The sequence below is a fragment of the Variovorax sp. SG517 genome (assembly GCF_013376045.1).
In the GTDB taxonomy this organism is placed as follows: domain Bacteria; phylum Pseudomonadota; class Gammaproteobacteria; order Burkholderiales; family Burkholderiaceae_C; genus Variovorax.
Window position 1 is genome coordinate 116,362 of record NZ_JABMJG010000007.1, and the last position, 16,390, is coordinate 132,751.

Sequence of the window (16,390 nt, forward strand, 5' to 3'; positions counted from 1 at the left end):
AAGCGACACGAAGTGCGCGAAGCCTGGGGGTGTTGCTAATACGTAACTGGAGCGGGATCCAGCGATCGCCAAATATACCAAGTCGCCACGCTGCAATAAGGCGCCCAGGCCACGGCGACGTCGCGGGCATCGCTGCGGCTGACCGGGTCGCCCGAGAAGTAGTTGACGCTGATGCCGTTGAGCAGCCCCAGGTCGTCCACGGGCAGCACGTTCGGGCGCATCAGGTGGAAGATGAGGAACATCTCGGCCGTCCAGCGGCCGATGCCGCGGATGGCCACCAGCTCCTCGATGATCTGCTCGTCGTCCATGTCCTTCCATGCATCGACGTGCACCAGGCCCGAGTCGAAATGCAGGGCCAGGTCGACGAGGTACTCGATCTTGCGTGCCGAAAGCCCAGCCCCGCGCATGTCGTCGACCTTGAGCTTGAGCACGTTGGCCGGCGTCAGCTTGCGCGGCAGCGCGGCGAACTTGTCCCAGACCGACTGCGCGGCCTTCACCGAGATCTGCTGGCCCACGACGCTGCGCGCGAGCGTGGTGAACGCATCGCCGCGCGACTCCAGGCAGGCGTCGCCGAACTTCGGGATCAGCCGCTTCATCACGCGGTCCTTGCGCGAGAGGTGCTTGCACGCCTCCTCCCAGTAGTCCGGCGTGTAGATCTTGACGCTGGGCTTCCTGGGGGCAGGCATGGGGTTCGTGGTTCCGTTCACTGCGCGGCCGCCCAGGTCGTGCCCGTGGGCGAATCCTTGAGCACGATGCCCTGCTCGAGGAGTTCCTGGCGAATGCGGTCGGCTTCGGCGAAGTTCTTCGCGACCTTGGCGGCGGCGCGCGCGTCGATCTTTGCCTGGATGGTGGCTTCGTCGAGCGTGCTGCCGGCCTGCAGGAAGGCCCGCGGGTCGCCCTGCAGGATGCCCAGCGAAGCAGCCAGCGCCTTCAGCAGCCCGGCGGTTTCGGCGGACTTGGTGCGGTTGACCTCGCCGGCCAGCTCGAACAGGACGGCGATGGCTTCGGGCGTGCCGAAGTCCTCGTCCATGGCGGCCTTGAAACGCGCGGCATGGGGCTGGGTCCAGTCGATGGCCACGTCGGCCGGCGCGACCAGGTCGAGCGCGGTGTACAGGCGCTTGAGCGAATTGCGTGCGTCGTCGAGATGCGCGTCGCTGTAGTTGAGCGCGCTGCGGTAATGCGTGCGCACCAGGAAGAAGCGCAGGCTCTCGGCGTCGTACTTCTGCAGCACCTCGCGGATGGTGAAGAAGTTGCCCAGGCTCTTGGACATCTTCTCGTTGTCCACGCGCACGAAGCCGTTGTGCACCCAGAAGCGCGACAGCGGCTTGCCGTTGGCGCCCTCGCTCTGCGCAATCTCGTTCTCGTGGTGCGGGAACTGCAGGTCGGCGCCGCCGCCGTGGATGTCGAAGGTTTCGCCGAGGGTGGCGCAGCTCATGGCCGAGCACTCGATGTGCCAGCCCGGACGGCCGGCGCCATAGGCGCTTTCCCATTTGGCATCGGCGGGCTCGGTCGGCTTTGCGGCCTTCCACAGCACGAAGTCGAGCGGGTCCTGCTTGCCGTCGAGCACCGCGACGCGTTCGCCCGCGTGCAGCTCGTCGAGCGACTTGCCAGAGAGCTTGCCGTAGCCCGGGAACTTGCGCACCGCGTAGTTCACGTCGCCGTTCTCGGAGCGGTAGGCCAGGCCCTTCTGCTCCAGCTTCTCGATGATGCCGAGCATCTGCGGCACGTATTCGGTGGCGCGCGGCTCGATGGTGGGCGGCTCGATGCCGAGCGCGCCGATGTCCTCGTGCATGGCTGCGATCACTTCGTCGGTCAGCTGGCGGATGGTGATGCCGCGCTGCACCGAGCGGGCGATGATCTTGTCGTCGATGTCGGTGATGTTGCGCACGTAGGTCACGTCGTAGTCGCTGGCGCGCAGCCAGCGCTGCACCACGTCGAACGCCATCATCATGCGGGCGTGGCCGATGTGGCAGAAGTCGTAGACCGTCATGCCGCAGACGTACATGCGCACCTTTCCCGGTTGCAATGGGGAGAATTCCTCCAATTCACGCGACAGCGTGTTGTAGATGCGCAGACTCATGAGATTCGGAAAACGTCATTTCGCGCGCGTGCGGCACGGGCGAAAGACGGTGTTTTTCAGGGGTGACTGGGACTGTGTTCGCGAGGGGTTCGACATGGCCCCTCGGTTACAATCGGCTCAAGTATAAACGGCTGCCATCGGGTAGCGTCGGGGTGTTCCCCAAGCCCGCTGCACCGAGTTCGCTTCCCGCATCTCCCCCCAAATTCCGTCGAGGCTTCATGAAGCGCTCCGCCTTCTCCAGATTCTCCATTGCCTTCGCGCTGCTGTTCGGCCTCTGGGGCTCCGCAGTCCATGCGAACGAATACGACGACGTGAACGCGCTGCTGCGCCAGGGCAAGTCGAACGAGGCGCTCGCCAAGGCCGACACCTACATCGCCGGCAAGCCGCGCGATCCGCAGATGCGCTTCCTGCGCGGCGTGATCCTCACCGAGCAGAACAAGCAGGCCGAGGCCATCATCGCCTTCACGCAGCTCACGCAGGACTTCCCCGAGCTTTCCGAGCCCTACAACAACCTGGCCGCGCTGTATGCGTCGCAGAGCAAGTTCGACCAGGCGCGCGCCGCCTTGGAGCAGGCGCTCAAGCTCAACCCGAACTACGCCACGGCGCACGAGAACCTCGGCGACGTGTATGCGCGTCTCGCGGCACAGGAATACGTGCGTGCCCAGCAGTTCGCCAGCACCAACGCCAGCGTCGCGCCCAAGCTCGCGCTGATCCGCCAGATCTTCACGCCGAAGACCGAAGCCGAGGCGGCCGCCCTGCCCGCTGCGCCGGCGGTCATCCGCAAGCCGGTCGGCCGCACCAGCAAGTAAGCAAGTAAGCAGCCGGTCGCCGCCGTACCGGGGCGCCGCGATGGCGCCCACCACGCGACCCCGTTCCCTCATCCGCAAACGGAGCCTCATTTGACGATCAACTCCTTCTCCCGTTTCAGCCGCCGCGGCGCCCTCGTGCTGGCAGCCGCATTCGCGTTCGCCGCCAGCGGCCACGCGCAGTCGGCAACGCCGCGCGTCAAGCTCGCCACCTCGGCGGGCGACATCGTGGTCGAGCTCGACGAGGCCAAGGCGCCCAAGACGGTCGAGAACTTCCTGCAGTACGTCAAGGACAAGCACTACGACGGCACGGTCTTCCACCGCGTGATCGACGGCTTCATGATCCAGGGCGGCGGCTTCACGGCCGACCTGCAGCAAAAGCCCACGCGCGCGCCCATTCCGCTGGAAGCGGGCAACGGCCTGAAGAACGACAAGTACACGATCGCCATGGCCCGCACCGGCGACCCCAATTCGGCGACCTCGCAGTTCTTCATCAACGTGAAGAACAACGACTCGCTCAACGCACCCAACCCCGACGGCTACGGCTACACCGTGTTCGGCAAGGTCGTTGCCGGCACCGACGTGGTCGACAAGATCCGCGCGGTGGCCACCGGCAACAAGGGCGGCATGCAGAACGTGCCGCTCGAGGCCGTCACCATCAAGTCCGCCACCGTGGTGGCGAAGTAATCCCTTTCAAGTAGGAGTCCTCTCATGAGCAACCCCCAAGTCGAACTGCACATCAAGAACCTCGGCGTGATCACGCTCGAACTCGACGCCGCCAAAGCGCCGAAGTCGGTCGAGAACTTCGTCGCGTACGTGAAGAAGGGCCACTACGACAACACGGTGTTCCACCGCGTGATCCCCGGCTTCATGGTGCAAGGCGGCGGCTTCGAGCCCGGCATGAAGCAAAAGCCCACCGACGCCGAGATCCAGAACGAAGCCAACAACGGCCTGAAGAACGACAACTACACCGTGGCCATGGCCCGCACCAGCGCGCCCCACTCGGCCACCGCCCAGTTCTTCATCAACGTGGCCGACAACGGCTTCCTGAACCACACCGCCCCCACGGCTCAAGGCTGGGGCTATGCCGTGTTCGGCAAGGTCACCAAGGGCACCGAGGTGGTCGACAAGATCAAGGCCGTGAAGACCGGCCGCAAGGGCTTCCATGACGACGTGCCCCTCGAGGACGTCGTGATCGAAAAGGCCGTCGTCATCGCTGAATGACCGGCACCCGGCTCGGCTCGGTGGCAGCTGCAACGACGGCATGACTGCGGTGGCGAACCCGGCTTTTGCGGAGCTGGTGGCGCCGCCCGCGTGGCGCACGGTCGACCTCATCTCCGACCTGCACCTGCAGGCCGGCGAGCCCGCCACCTTCGAGGCCTGGCAGGGCTACCTGCAGACCACGCCGGCGGACGCCCTCGTCATCCTCGGCGACCTGTTCGAGGTGTGGGTGGGCGACGATTCGGCCACCCAGCCCGGCTTCGAGGCGCAATGCGCCGAACTCCTGCGCCAGACCGCGCAGCGGCTGCCCGTGTTCTTCATGCACGGCAACCGCGACTTTCTCGTCGGCCCCGCCTTCGCCGCGCAATGCGGCCTCACGCTGCTCGACGACCCGACGGTGCTGGTGCTGCACGGCCGGCGCTGGCTGCTGAGCCACGGCGACATCCTCTGCCTGGAAGACACCGAGTACCTCAAGTTCCGCGCGCAGGTGCGCACGCCCGGATGGCAGGCCGCGTTCCTCGCCCGGCCGCTGGAAGAGCGCCGCGCACTCGCGCGCTCCATGCGCGTGCAGAGCGAAGACCGCAAGCGCAATCCGTCGATGGTCTGGGCCGATGTCGATACGGCCGCGGCACGCGACTGGCTGCATCGTGCCAACGCCCAGGCACTGGTGCACGGCCACACGCATCGTCCGGCCGACCATGACCTTGGCGAGGGCCTGCGCCGCATCGTGCTGAGCGACTGGGATGCCGACGCGCATCCGCCGCGCGCGCAGCTGCTGTGCCTGTCCGCCGCCGGCGCGCAGCGCGTCGACCTGCGCTAGCCGCGCCGCCGCCAGCAATGTTCAAGTGGCTGCGCCGCCTGCGCGCCCTGCCCCCGATCCCCGAAGCCGCCTGGCAGGCCACGCTCAGGCGCTATGCCTTCCTGGGCACACTGCCGGAGGCCGACCGCCAGCGGCTGCGGACGCTCACCGCTGAATTCCTGCGCGACAAGGAGTTCCACGGCGCCAAGGGCTTCACCATCACCAACGAAGTGGCGCTGGCCATCGCGGCGCAGGCCGTGCTGCCGGTGCTGCATCTCAAGGGCGGGCTGAACTGGTACGACGATTTCGTCGGCATCGTCGTGCACCGCTCCGAGGTGGTAGCGCGGCGCAAGGTGATCGACGAAGCCCAGGTGGTGCACGAATACGGCGAGATCGTCGCCGGCGAGGCCATGGACCGCGGCCCCGTCATGCTGAGTTGGGACGACGTGCTGGCCAGCAGCGTCACCAGCGAGCGCGGCTACAACGTCGTCATCCACGAGTTCGCCCACAAGATCGACATGCGCAGCGGCGATGCCAACGGCTGTCCGCCGCTGCCGCCCGGCTTCGCGGGCCAGCGCAGTTCGCGCGCGGCCCGCGCGGCCTGGATGGCCGTGCTGCAGCCCGCCTACGACGACTTCCGCGAGCAGACCATCAAGGCCGAGCGCTTCGGCACCGAGGCGCCGTGGCTCGATGCCTATGGCGCCACCTCGATCAGCGAGTTCTTCGCGGTGGCCTGCGAGGCCTATTTCGTGAACCGACCGAACTTCGCCCGCGACTTCCCCGGCGTGCTCGCGATCTTCGATGAATTCTTTCTGCCTAAACGGCCCTGAGCCCTCGCCAATCCTTGCCCTTCAGCTACCGATTCGATAGCGCCACAACCCTTACCATTGATGGGTTATCAACTCACCAAAAAGGTAAACAACATGAGGGATTGGTTCTATCAGCTGACGGGCAAGGCGTGGATCGCGCTGGTGTTCGGCATCGGCATCCTGGGCTGGGCGGGATATGCGCAGTTCAAGGCGAGCTCGGATACGCACGGCGCGGCCGTCGAGGATCTCGTCGCGAAGAGCGGCACGATCGTCAGCGGCAGCGAGGTCACGGAGACCACCAAGCGCCGCCGCGGTGGCAGCAGCACGCGCCGCTACTTCGTGCTCGACGCCAAGCTGGCCGACGGCAACACGGAGAAATGGCGCGTCGACTACGCGGTGGGCCGCAGCAAGCTCGAGCCGCTGATCGACGAGGCCGTCGAAGTGCGCGTCGATCCTTCGGACAACAACCTGGTCTACGAGGTGAAGCTCAAGGGCAAGCCCGTGGTGTCGCTGGCCGACGTGCAGCAGATCATGGAAGTGAAGGACAAGGCCGCGGCATCGAGCGCCACCGACAAGGGCACGCTGATCGTCGGCGCCATTGCGCTGCTGCTGGGCATCGGCGGGCTCTTCGCCCGACGCAAGATCCGCGACAGCTACCTGGCCGAGCAAGGTGCCGCCGTGCAGACACCGGCCGTCGGCGAAAAGGCCTGAAGGGCTTCGGCATCTGCGCCGACGCGCCAATGAAAAAGGCGCCCTGCGGGGCGCCTTTTTCGTGGCCGAAGCCTTCTCTTCCCTTACTTGCGCAGCAGCGCCTTCAGCGCGTTCTGCAGGCGACGTGCGCTGGCAGCGTCGTGCGCAGCGGCCAGCACCTTGCCGGCGTCCTGGCCCCAGGTCTGGGCAGGCGCCGGGTCGCCGCGCTTCGTCAGCAGCTTGAGCTGCAGGGCGCGGCGTGCTTCGAGCTGTTCGGCGGGCGTCGGCACTTCGGCGGCCATTTCGAGGCGCAGCAGCGCTTCGGCGGCGTCGTTCGCGGCAGCCGAGGGCGCGGAGCCGATGGCTTGCGACCAGCCGCTGCGCACTGCCGGCGTAACCGCGCGGCCCAGTTCCTGGATGCTCGGCAGACGGCTGGCGTCGCGCTGCTCCCAGGCGCCCAGCACCTGGGTCAGGGCTTCGCCATGAGCCTGCGCAGCGAGCTTGCGCAGCGCCAGGTCGGCGCGCTCGAGCGCTTCGCGCTGTGCACGGAAGGCAGCATCGCCCAGGCGCGGGCCACGGTCTTCACGCGGGGGGCGGTCGCCGAAACGGCCGCCGGGCGCGCCACGGTCGCCACCACGAGGGGCTCCACGGTCACCGCGATCGCCGCGATCACCGCCAGGACGACCCGGGCCACCGGCACCGGGACGGCCGCCATCGCGGCGGTCGCCGAAGCGGCCACCGGCACCGCCGCGCGCGGCAGGTGCCGCCTCGGCCTTCTTGCTGCTCGGACGGTCGTCGCCACGCATCGCCACGACGGGCTTGGGCGCGGCCTTCGGCGCTGCCGCCGGTGCTTCGACGGCTGCGACTTCGCCGGCGTCATGCGCTTCGCCATCGGTACGCGCCGAAGCGTCGGCACCGTCGGCCGGCGCCACGAGGTCCGCGGGTGCCGCGCCTGCTTCGTGGGATGTGCCGGGCGAGGCTTCCGCATCACCCGGGCTCGGCGCCTGTTCGGCACTTTCACTGAATTCGGCGGCTGCCTGCCCCGGCGCCACGACTTCGGTCGCGCCGACCGACGGACCATCGGCCTTCGGTGCGGGCGGCGGCACCTCGCCGCGCAGCGCGGCCTCGAGATTGGCAATGGCCGCACGGATCTTCTGCGCATCGCCGCCGGCGTTGGCCGCGTCGAGCGCCTTGGACGCCTCGAGCACATGGCGGTCGTGCGCATTCATCGCAGCCGACGCCTTCTCGCGCTCGGCGGTCTTGCGGTTGAAAGCCTCGTCGATGGGCGCGCGGAATGCGTCCCACAGCTTCTGTTCATGGCGGCGGTCGAGCGGCACGCTCTGCGCCTCGGCCTGCCAGCGCTGCTGCAGCGCCTTGACGGCGTCGATGCGCAGCACCGGCTGGGCGCCGAGCTCGGTCGCCTCGGCGATCATGGCCTGGCGACGTTCGACGCTTGCCTTCTGCGCCGTCTCGAACGGTGCGCGCGCGGCGCCGAAGGCTTCGTTCCACAACGGCTGCAGCTCGGCGAACACCTTCTCGCCCACGTGGCCGGCATCGCGCCAGCGGTCGGCGAACTGGTGCAGCGCGCGGTTGTGCGCCTTCAGGTCGGTGGCACCGGCATGCTCGGCGGCCCAGGCCTTGACCTCCTCGATCAGTGCAACGCGCAGCGCGCGGTGCTCTGCCGCATCGGCGCGGACCTTCTCGAGCCAGGCCTCGACAACCTTGTGGGCTTCGTTGCAGGCTTCATCGAAACGCTTCCAGAGCGCATGGTTGGGCACGCCGCCCTGGTCGGCCTGCTTCCACTGGTCGCGCAGGGCGCGCAGCGTTTCCTGCATCTTGCGCCCGCCGAGGGCCTGGCCTTCGGGGCGCTTGAGCAGGCCTTCGGCCTTGGCGACGAGGTCTTCGCGCACCTTGTCGGCGCTCCAGCGCTGCCAGCCTTCGAGTTCGCCGGCAGCCACCAGCGCGGCATGCACGCGGGCTTCGAGCGGCGCATCGACCAGCTTGCCGTGTTCCTTGAGCACGGCGCGCAGCGCGGCAGCCGCGCCGGCGCTGGCCTTGCCGTGGCCTTCGGCGGTTTCCTGCTCGAGCTTGGCGAGCGCGGCCTGGACGGCGTCCTGAGCGGCGGCGCGCACGGCCGGATCGACCTTGGGCGCGGCCGGGCGGGCGGGAGCAACGGGCTTGGGCGCCACGACCTCGCCGCGCGCGGCGCGCAGTTCGTCGGCCCACACGGGCACGGGCGGCAGCGGTGCCGCTGCATCGGCGGCGGCGGCGACGGCCTGGGCCAGCGCGCTATGGAACGCGTCGGACACCACCAGCAATTGCGACTTCGACGATTCGAGCTGCGGCGCGAACTTGGCGTCGAGGCTGCTCCAGTTGGCATCGCCGACGATCTCGGCGGCCTGCTGCTGCCAGTGCGCCACGTCGGCGCGCAGCGACTCTTCGGCGACCTGGGCGTCCTGCCAGCCCTTGGTGGACAGCACCTCGAAGCGCTGCGCCAGCAGCACGGCGGCTTCGCGGTGCACCTGCGCGCGGTGCTGCAGGTCTTCGATGCCCTTGACGCGCTCCGACAGCTTGAGCTTCAGGCCCGCCAGCGGCTCGCGCGACAGCGGCGCACCGGCCTTGGCGGCGTCGCGCTGCCAGGCGAGCGCATCGGCAATGTTGAGCTTGGACTGGGCGAGCAGCGCTTCCGCCTTCTGCGCCCATTCGGCGGCGATCGCCTCCTGGCCCTTGGCGCGCTTGAGTTCGTCGAGCTTTTCGCGCAGCAGGCGTGCGGCGCCCTTGTCACGACCGCTCAGTTCCTTGAAGACTTCCTGCATCTGCTCGGGCGCCGGGTTGCCCGCGAGCCAGTCGCGGATGCGCGCGGCGCGCTCGCCGGAAGTCGGCGCGGTGAAGGCGCCGCCGGTGAGCGTATCGAGGGCCTGAATGTCGTGTGGCTTGGAAGAAGTAGAGGTCACTGCGCGAAATCGTTGTCTTGGTAGAGAAAGCGAAGGCGCCGGCAAAGGCCGGCGCACATCGACATTTTCACCCACTTGCGGCCGGCCGCAGAAATCCATGCCGAAACGGCGCTGCGCGCGAAGGTAGTGGGTGGTGGAGCCGACGGACTACATATATAGCGAGCCGGAGGAAAAAACCAAGTGGGCGGGTGCGATCGCGCCCCACCCCATTTGGCGTCGGGTTACTTCATGGTCAGGCTGAGTTCGGCGCCCGGCTTCCAGTCGCTGCCGCTGGCACTGGTGCGCACCGCCCCCAGGAAGAGCCGCTCGCTCGGCAGCTTCTTCGAGAGCAGGTAGTCGCGCACCGCCGCGCCGCGCTCGACGGCAAGCTGGCGCATCGACTCCTCGTCGACCGGCACGCTGGCGAACAGCAGCTTTTCCATGTCCTGCAGCGGCAGGTCCTTGGCGAGGCCGACCATGTTGCGCGGCTTGGTGATGTCGGCGCGCTTGTACACGGCGGTCAGCAGCTCGGGGTATTCGGCATCGGTGACGGGCGCAACGTCGGTGCCCGTCTGGCCGCCGCGCACCGCAACGCGGCGCTTCTCGGCATAGGCGAGCTGGCGCACGCGCTGGCGCTGGTAGGCGTCGCGCTCCTTCTCGAGGCTGGAGGTGCCGACCACCGTCATCTGCAGCGTGGGCCGGTCGGTCAGCGCCTTGGCGACCTTGTCCAGGCTTTCCTTGGCGGAAGCGCTGAGCTCCGAACTGCCGGCCTCGAAGGTGATGGCGCTCGATTCGCCGCTGCCGCCACCCAGGCCGCCAGTGAGCAGGCTGAACGGCGCCGTCACGGCCTTCACGACCAGATTGACCACCGCCTTCCAGATCAGCGGGCCGACGCTGAACTGCGGGTCGTTCAGCGAGCCGCTGAGAGGCAGGTCGACATCGATCACGCCGTTGCGGTCGGCCAGCAGCGCCACGGCCAGCTTTACCGGCAGGCTGTTGGTGGAGCCCGCCACCTCGTCGCCGAACTGCAGCTGGTTGAGCACCAGCTTGTTGGTGGCGGTGAGCTGGCCGTCGGGCGCGACCTTGTAGTTGACGTCCATGCTCATCTTGCCGCGCTCGATGCCGTGGCCGGCGTAGCGCACCGAGTACGGCGACAGCGGCGCCAGGTCGAGGTCTCGCATCTTGGCGGTGATGTCGAGCTCGAGCGGCTTGGCCAGCGGATTGAGCTTGCCCGTTATTTCCAGCGCCGCGGTCTGCTGCGCCTTGCCGCGCAACTCGAGGTCGGCCAGCGCGGGCCGGCCGCTCTCGCCCTTCGGCGGATTGGACGAGAAGGAACTGAGCTTGCCGGTCAGCTCGCTCAGGTCGGCCGAATAGTTGGGCTTGACGAACAGGTCGGTGAAATCGATCTTGCCGTTGACCAGGCTCATCGGGCCGAAGTTGATGACCGGCGCCGGGCCCGCATCGGCCGCCGCGGGCGCGGGCGCCGCCGCGGCAACGGCCGCCGGCTTGGACGGTTCGCGCGCTCCGCCGACCATTTCCTCCGCCGACACCGCACGGCCGGCGGACCGCTGCGCCGGCGCCGCCGCCGTGGTGGTGGTCGTTCCGCCCGGCCCCTTGCGGGTGCTGGCCTCGCCGGCTGCCGCGGCGGCCGCATTCGCTTCGGCCTCGCCCTTCTTGGTCAGGCTCAGCAGGTTGAGCCTGCCGGTGGGGTCGACGATCACGCGGGCGAAGAAATCGGTCAGCGTGGTTTCGCGCACGTCCACGTTCGGCGGCGCGTTGGGCGCCATGGTCACCTGCAGGCCGCGCAGGCTCAGGGTCTTCCAGCTCAGCAGCTGGTTGTTGCTGCGGTCGAAGCCCGGCGACTGGGTCAGCGAGACACTGTTGGCGCGGAAGTCGTCGAGCGCGGTGTCCCCGGCCAGCTTGACGCTCATGCCCACCGGCGAAGTGGCGTAGCGCACCGTGCCGCGATAGCTCGCGAAGGCGCGGCGGATGTCGACGTTGAGCGCGTCGGCGTAATAGGCCTTGAAAGCGTGCGCCGGGAAGGACGCGATCTCCACCCTGCCCTCGGCCGCCAGCGGCTTGAGCACGATGTTGCCCTTGTAGTCGAAGCGGCCCGGATCGGAGCGTCCGGAACCGATGCGGCCCGAAACCTCCAGCGGCGAAGTCGTGCTGGTTTCGGGCGCGAGCTTCTGGGCGTGCAGCTTGAAGGCAGTTACTTCCACCGTTACCGGCGTTGCGCCGGCCTTGTCTGAATAAGAGAGCGCGCCGTTGTCGACCGCCAGCGTGCCGACGGTCAGCGCCCAGGGCTTGGTATTGGCGCCAGGCTGCGGCGTTTCGGCGGCGGCGGGCTTGGGCGCTGCGACCTTGGCCTCGGCCTCCTTCGTGCCGCCGCCGGCCGGCGTCTTGAGCCAGCGCTCGAACATCCAGCGCTTCTCGCTGTCGCGCTCCACGCGGATCTTCGGGTTGGTCGCGGTGAACGAGGCTACGTTCAGCGTGTGCTTCGTCATGTCGGCCTCGGCGTCGACCAGCTCGAAGCGTCCGACGCTTGCCAGCGCCGTCTTGCCCTGGGTCAGCGCCAGCCCGTCGGCGGACACCCGGCGCGCCTTGAACTTCAAGTCGGGCTGGGCCCAGGCGATGTCGATCTGGCCGCTGAGCTTGCCGTCGAGCGTGGGCTCCAGGCTCTGCGCCAGATAAGGAGCGGCCAGCGACAGCGGGAGCGCGGCGACCTCGGTCTGCACGTCGGCCACCTTGTCGGTTGCGTTGCCCTTGAACTTGAGCGAGGCGCCGGCAACGGCGGTGCTGCCGCTGAATTCGGCCGGCTTTTCCATCGGCCAGGTGACGCCCGAGACGTCGATGCCGAGGTCGGTCAGGTCGACTGCCGCCGCGGGATTGACGGTTTCGTCGCGCCAGCCGATGCGCCCGCCGTTCAGGGCCACCTTGTCCACCTGCACCTTCAGCGCCGGCTTCGGCGCGGGCTTGCCTGCCGCTGGCGCGCTCGCTGCCGCGGCGGGCGGCGGGGCCACCTTCTCTGCCGCACCAGTCGCCGGGTCGGTCGCGAGCAGGTTGAGCTTGCCGGCCGCGTCGCGAGCCACGGCAAGCTGCGGGTTGGCCAGCGCCACCTCGCTCAGATGGAATACCGACTCCAGCGGACGCACGTCGGCCAGCCCCAGCTTGAGCGACTCGAAGGCCAGCAGGTCGCGACCGCGCGCGTCGGCCACCTTGGTGGTGTGGGCCTCGACCGTGCCGGTGATCTTCAGGCCGGTGGTGGCAGCCTGCTCGAAGCCGATCTTCAAATCGGCGTCGAGGCTGCCCGCCTGCAGCTTCACCGGCAGGCCGCCGGGGATGTAGCCGAGGTACGGCACGAGGTCGAGCCCCTTGAACTGCACGTGGGCGTCGGTTTTGCGGTTGTCGGCGAAAGGCGTGGTGAAGGCAGCCGAGTCGAACTTGCTGCCGTTGAGGGCGAAGGCGAGCTTGGGCTCCGTATTGATGTCGCGCTTGGAATCGAGGTTGCTCAGGAAAGGCACCTTGAGCACGAAGTCGCGCAGCTCGTGCTTGCGCTTGACGGTCTGGTCGTCGAAGTCGACCGAGCCACCATTGATGGCGATGTTGTAGATGGCGAAACGCGCGGGCTTGGCGTTCGGATCGGGCGGCGGGCCGGCCGCGAGCCTGGCCAGGATGTCGTCGATGTCGTACTTGCCGTCCGCCAGGTGCGTGAGCAGGATGGCCGGGCCGTCGAGGGTGACCGCGTCGATCACCGGAGCGAGGCGGAAGATCGACTGCAGTTCGGCGTCGGCATAGATGCGGTTGATGGCCACCTGCGGCTTGCTGCCGTCGGCGGTGGCGATGCGCAGGTCGTTCAGCGCGAGTTCGAGCGTCCAGGGCTTGAAGTCGATCTTGCCGACCGTCACCTGCCGGCCGAGCTTTTCACTGGCGATCTTCTGGATCTGGCTCTTGGCGATCGGCGGTACTGCCAGCCAGGCGATGACCCAGAAGGCCAACAGCGCCAGCAACGCGACGATCCCACGTCGCACCCATTTGTTCTGTTTGATCGAAGCTACGTCCATCGCTGGAGTGTGCCGCAAACATGCGTCGGCGCTAGGTACGCAGAAAGGACGCAGGCCCCGTCCCGGAAGAATTACCGAAGAAAGGTCTTCATCGGGATCTCTCAGATGAAGAAAGCCCGGTGAGTCGACGGAATGTCTCGTCACCGGGCTTGATGGCGGGCACAAAACCCATGCCATCGATTCGCGCGACCGGAAGTCAATGGTTCCCGCCGTGCTGGCAGCAAGAGATTGCCACCGTTGCTCCTCGACCGCTGAACCCTCGGACTTGCACCTCGGGTTTCCCGGGCCTCGGAAGAACGCCTGAAAAGCCAGGCCCGTCCAGATTAGGCGTCGCCCCCTCCGATTGCAAACGTGTTTTACAAAGGGATTTCCCGTAAGCCGAAACACCTCTGTGGGAGCCAACTTTTAAACAATTATTAGCATAATAAAACAAGTTCTTATGCTTGACCGTGTATTTAGCCACGCTAGAATCCGCGCTGCCCTGACCGCCCGACGCGGAGGGGCCACCTGAATCCGCTGCCGAACTCCCCCGGCTTGATCAGGCCGCTGCGCTCCCACCAACCCTTCACTCCATGCGCGGAGCCTGATTCGTACCAATCCAAGCGCCGCTGCCCTCACCCATCGCCTTCCGTGGCGTTGCGACCCGGGTGCCGCACAGAAAGGAAGAGCGATGAACAAGGCGTTTGATGCCACGGCCCGAGGGCTGAGGACCTTCGTGTCCGATGTGGCAGACGGCTTTTTTGAAATCACCCACAACGGGTTCGCACTGGTTGGCCTGGCCATCGTGTTCGCGGCACTCGCCCTGGTGGCGCGGCCCGACCTGCGCAAGACCGGCGAAGAGGAACTGATGGGCTGGCTGCAGTCGCGCAAGCCCGCGCCCGAGGCCACCGACCTCGAGCCGACCGCCATCGAGCGCACCACGGCCGCGAGCCCCGCCGACCTGCCCAAGCAGCAGGCCGCCGTGGCCTACTGGCTGAGCAAGAAGTACCGCGTGGCCGCCGAGCCGCTGAGCGTGCTGGTGGCCGAGGCCTACGGCATCGGCAAGCGCACGAAGATCGACCCCACCCTGATCCTCGCGATCATGGCCGTCGAATCCAGCTTCAACCCCTTCGCCCAGAGCCAGGTCGGCGCGCAGGGCCTGATGCAGGTCATGACCCGCGTGCACGGCGACAAGTATGAAAGCGCGGGCGGCACGCTCACCGCGTTCGACCCGGTCACCAACATGCGCGTCGGCGTCAAGGTGCTGCAGGAATGCATCGCCCGCGCCGGCTCCCTCGAAGGCGGCCTGCGCTACTACGTGGGCGCCGCCAACCTCGAGGACGACGGCGGCTACGCCGCCAAGGTGATGGCCGAACACGAGCGCCTGCTGCAGGTGGCCAACGGCCGCGCGCCCTCGACGGTCACGCCGCCGACCGTGCGTCCGCAACCCATCCCCGTGGCGGTGCCCCCGGCCAAGCGCGAGGAAGGCTCCGAGCCGGCCAAGGTGGCCCTGCTTTCCTCCGTTTCCTGAAGAAGGAACATTGCGGTCCGGGTGGGGGCTACTGAGCTACACTCGGCCGGTACGCGACTGGCGATAGGCGCAGCACCCGCACAAGGTGCCACGCGCTGACGTGGAATACCACTGGGAAGCGTACCGCCTGGTCACGCAGGCGTTCAGCCGTTCGCCTGGGCAGCCCTTGTTTGGTTGAAGAACAAGGACCTCGTCTTCAAAGGACTGCCATGTACCAACGCAATATCCTGGTCGAACAGACCGATCCCGAAATCTGGGCTGCGATTCAAGCCGAAAACGCGCGCCAGGAACACCACATCGAGCTGATCGCCAGCGAGAACTACGCCTCGCCGGCCGTCATGGCCGCCCAGGGCTCGCAGCTCACCAACAAGTACGCCGAAGGCTATCCGGGCAAGCGCTACTACGGCGGTTGCGAACACGTCGACGTGGCCGAGCAGTTGGCCATCGACCGCATCAAGCAGATCTTCGGCGCCGACGCCGCCAACGTGCAGCCGCATTGCGGCGCCTCGGCCAACGAGGCCGTGATGCTCGCCTTCCTCAAGCCCGGCGACACCATCATGGGCATGAGCCTGGCCGAAGGCGGCCACCTGACCCACGGCATGCCGCTGAACATGAGCGGCAAGTGGTTCAACGTGGTGAGCTACGGCCTGGACGCCAACGAAGCCATCGACTACGACGCGATGGAGCGCAAGGCGCATGAGCACATGCCCAAGCTGATCATCGCGGGAGCATCGGCCTACTCGCTGCGCATCGACTTCGAGCGCTTCGCCAAGGTGGCCAAGGACGTCGGCGCGATCTTCATGGTCGACATCGCCCACTACGCCGGCCTCGTGGCCGCGGGCGTGTACCCCAACCCCGTTCCGCACGCCGACGTGGTCACCTCCACCACCCACAAGAGCCTGCGCGGCCCGCGCGGCGGCATCATCCTGATGAAGTCGCAGCACGAGAAGGCCATCAACAGCGCGATCTTCCCGGGCCTGCAAGGCGGCCCGCTGATGCACGTGATCGCCGCCAAGGCCGTCGCATTCAAGGAAGCCATGTCGCCCGAGTTCAAGACCTACCAGCAGCAGGTGGTCAAGAACGCCCAGATCGTGGCCGAGACCCTCACGCAGCGCGGCCTGCGCATCGTGAGCGGACGCACCGAAAGCCACGTGATGCTGGTCGACCTGCGCGCCAAGGGCATCACCGGCAAGGAAGCCGAAGCCGTGCTGGGCAGCGCCCACATGACGATCAACAAGAACGCGATCCCCAACGACCCGGAAAAGCCGATGGTCACCAGCGGCGTGCGCATCGGCACCCCCGCCATGACCACCCGCGGTTTCAAGGACGAAGAGGCCCGCATCACCGCGAACCTGGTAGCCGACGTGCTCGAGAACCCGCGCGATGCGGCGAACATCGATGCCGTGCGCGCCAAGGTTCACGCCCTGACGAGCCGCTTCCCTGTCTACCGCTGATTTCTTCCGGGTCGCAGAAGACGT

Annotated in this window: 12 protein-coding genes and 1 riboswitch; of the genes, 8 read left to right on the plus strand and 4 right to left on the minus strand. The window is 67.5% G+C overall.

The annotated features are described in order from the left end of the window. Nucleotides 1–35: 35 nt before the first annotated feature. Nucleotides 36–686, minus strand: coding sequence for a DNA-3-methyladenine glycosylase (locus FHT32_RS21750; protein WP_176666692.1), 651 nt, complete (start codon nt 684–686; stop codon nt 36–38). Between the two features lie 17 nt (nt 687–703). Further along, nucleotides 704–2,080 (minus strand): cysteine--tRNA ligase, encoded by a 1,377-nt coding sequence (cysS, locus tag FHT32_RS21755; RefSeq protein WP_176666693.1) that lies wholly within the window; start codon nt 2,078–2,080, stop codon nt 704–706. A 218-nt stretch (nt 2,081–2,298) separates the two neighbouring features. On the opposite strand from cysS, the gene FHT32_RS21760 reads away from it, so the two are divergent. The 6 genes from FHT32_RS21760 (at nt 2,299) to FHT32_RS21785 (ending at nt 6,426) form a co-directional block, all read left to right on the plus strand. Next, a complete protein-coding gene (locus FHT32_RS21760; protein WP_176666694.1) occupies nt 2,299–2,889 on the plus strand; it encodes a tetratricopeptide repeat protein in 591 nt (196 codons plus the stop codon). A 90-nt stretch (nt 2,890–2,979) separates the two neighbouring features. Next, nucleotides 2,980–3,573, plus strand: coding sequence for a peptidylprolyl isomerase (locus FHT32_RS21765; RefSeq protein ID WP_176666695.1), 594 nt, complete (start codon nt 2,980–2,982; stop codon nt 3,571–3,573). Nucleotides 3,574–3,597: 24 nt separating this feature from the next. Then, a complete protein-coding gene (locus FHT32_RS21770; RefSeq protein WP_176666696.1) occupies nt 3,598–4,110 on the plus strand; it encodes a peptidylprolyl isomerase in 513 nt (170 codons plus the stop codon). A 40-nt stretch (nt 4,111–4,150) separates the two neighbouring features. Continuing rightward, a complete protein-coding gene (locus FHT32_RS21775) occupies nt 4,151–4,927 on the plus strand; it encodes a UDP-2,3-diacylglucosamine diphosphatase (protein WP_176666697.1) in 777 nt (258 codons plus the stop codon). A 17-nt stretch (nt 4,928–4,944) separates the two neighbouring features. Then, nucleotides 4,945–5,736: a zinc-dependent peptidase gene (locus tag FHT32_RS21780; protein WP_176666698.1), complete on the plus strand. Its 792-nt coding sequence runs from the start codon at nt 4,945–4,947 to the stop codon at nt 5,734–5,736. Nucleotides 5,737–5,829: 93 nt separating this feature from the next. Next, on the plus strand, nt 5,830–6,426 hold the full coding sequence (locus tag FHT32_RS21785; protein WP_176666699.1) for a hypothetical protein: 597 nt from the start codon (nt 5,830–5,832) through the stop codon (nt 6,424–6,426). An 83-nt stretch (nt 6,427–6,509) separates the two neighbouring features. Here the strand turns inward: FHT32_RS21785 and FHT32_RS21790 are convergent, their stop codons facing one another. Together FHT32_RS21790 and FHT32_RS21795 are read right to left on the minus strand one after the other, a co-directional pair. Beyond that, the gene (locus tag FHT32_RS21790) at nt 6,510–9,359 is read right to left on the minus strand and encodes a DUF349 domain-containing protein (RefSeq protein ID WP_176666700.1); all 2,850 of its coding nucleotides are present in this window, start codon (nt 9,357–9,359) and stop codon (nt 6,510–6,512) included. Nucleotides 9,360–9,580: 221 nt separating this feature from the next. Next, nucleotides 9,581–13,402, minus strand: a complete 3,822-nt coding sequence (locus FHT32_RS21795; protein ID WP_176666701.1) for a DUF748 domain-containing protein — start codon at nt 13,400–13,402, stop codon at nt 9,581–9,583. Between the two features lie 670 nt (nt 13,403–14,072). Here FHT32_RS21795 and FHT32_RS21800 point away from each other — a divergent pair. Together FHT32_RS21800 and glyA are read left to right on the plus strand one after the other, a co-directional pair. Beyond that, entirely contained in the window at nt 14,073–14,912 is an 840-nt protein-coding gene (locus FHT32_RS21800; RefSeq protein ID WP_176666702.1) for a lytic transglycosylase domain-containing protein, read from the plus strand. Between the two features lie 43 nt (nt 14,913–14,955). Continuing rightward, a riboswitch (ZMP/ZTP riboswitch) is annotated at nt 14,956–15,080 on the plus strand. Between the two features lie 41 nt (nt 15,081–15,121). After that, nucleotides 15,122–16,366 (plus strand): serine hydroxymethyltransferase, encoded by a 1,245-nt coding sequence (glyA, locus tag FHT32_RS21805; protein ID WP_176666703.1) that lies wholly within the window; start codon nt 15,122–15,124, stop codon nt 16,364–16,366. Nucleotides 16,367–16,390 lie beyond the last annotated feature (24 nt).

Bases quoted from the DNA above. Each gene is read 5' to 3' on its own strand.
- FHT32_RS21775 (WP_176666697.1), top strand. From the start codon at position 4,151: ATGACTGCGGTGGCGAACCCGGCTTTTGCGGAGCTGGTGGCGCCGCCC.
- FHT32_RS21770 (WP_176666696.1), top strand. From the start codon at position 3,598: ATGAGCAACCCCCAAGTCGAACTGCACATCAAGAACCTCGGCGTGATC.
- FHT32_RS21780 (WP_176666698.1), top strand. From the start codon at position 4,945: ATGTTCAAGTGGCTGCGCCGCCTGCGCGCCCTGCCCCCGATCCCCGAA.
- cysS (WP_176666693.1), bottom strand. From the start codon at position 2,080: ATGAGTCTGCGCATCTACAACACGCTGTCGCGTGAATTGGAGGAATTC.
- FHT32_RS21795 (WP_176666701.1), bottom strand. From the start codon at position 13,402: ATGGACGTAGCTTCGATCAAACAGAACAAATGGGTGCGACGTGGGATC.
- FHT32_RS21785 (WP_176666699.1), top strand. From the start codon at position 5,830: ATGAGGGATTGGTTCTATCAGCTGACGGGCAAGGCGTGGATCGCGCTG.
- glyA (WP_176666703.1), top strand. From the start codon at position 15,122: ATGTACCAACGCAATATCCTGGTCGAACAGACCGATCCCGAAATCTGG.
- FHT32_RS21760 (WP_176666694.1), top strand. From the start codon at position 2,299: ATGAAGCGCTCCGCCTTCTCCAGATTCTCCATTGCCTTCGCGCTGCTG.
- FHT32_RS21750 (WP_176666692.1), bottom strand. From the start codon at position 686: ATGCCTGCCCCCAGGAAGCCCAGCGTCAAGATCTACACGCCGGACTAC.
- FHT32_RS21800 (WP_176666702.1), top strand. From the start codon at position 14,073: ATGAACAAGGCGTTTGATGCCACGGCCCGAGGGCTGAGGACCTTCGTG.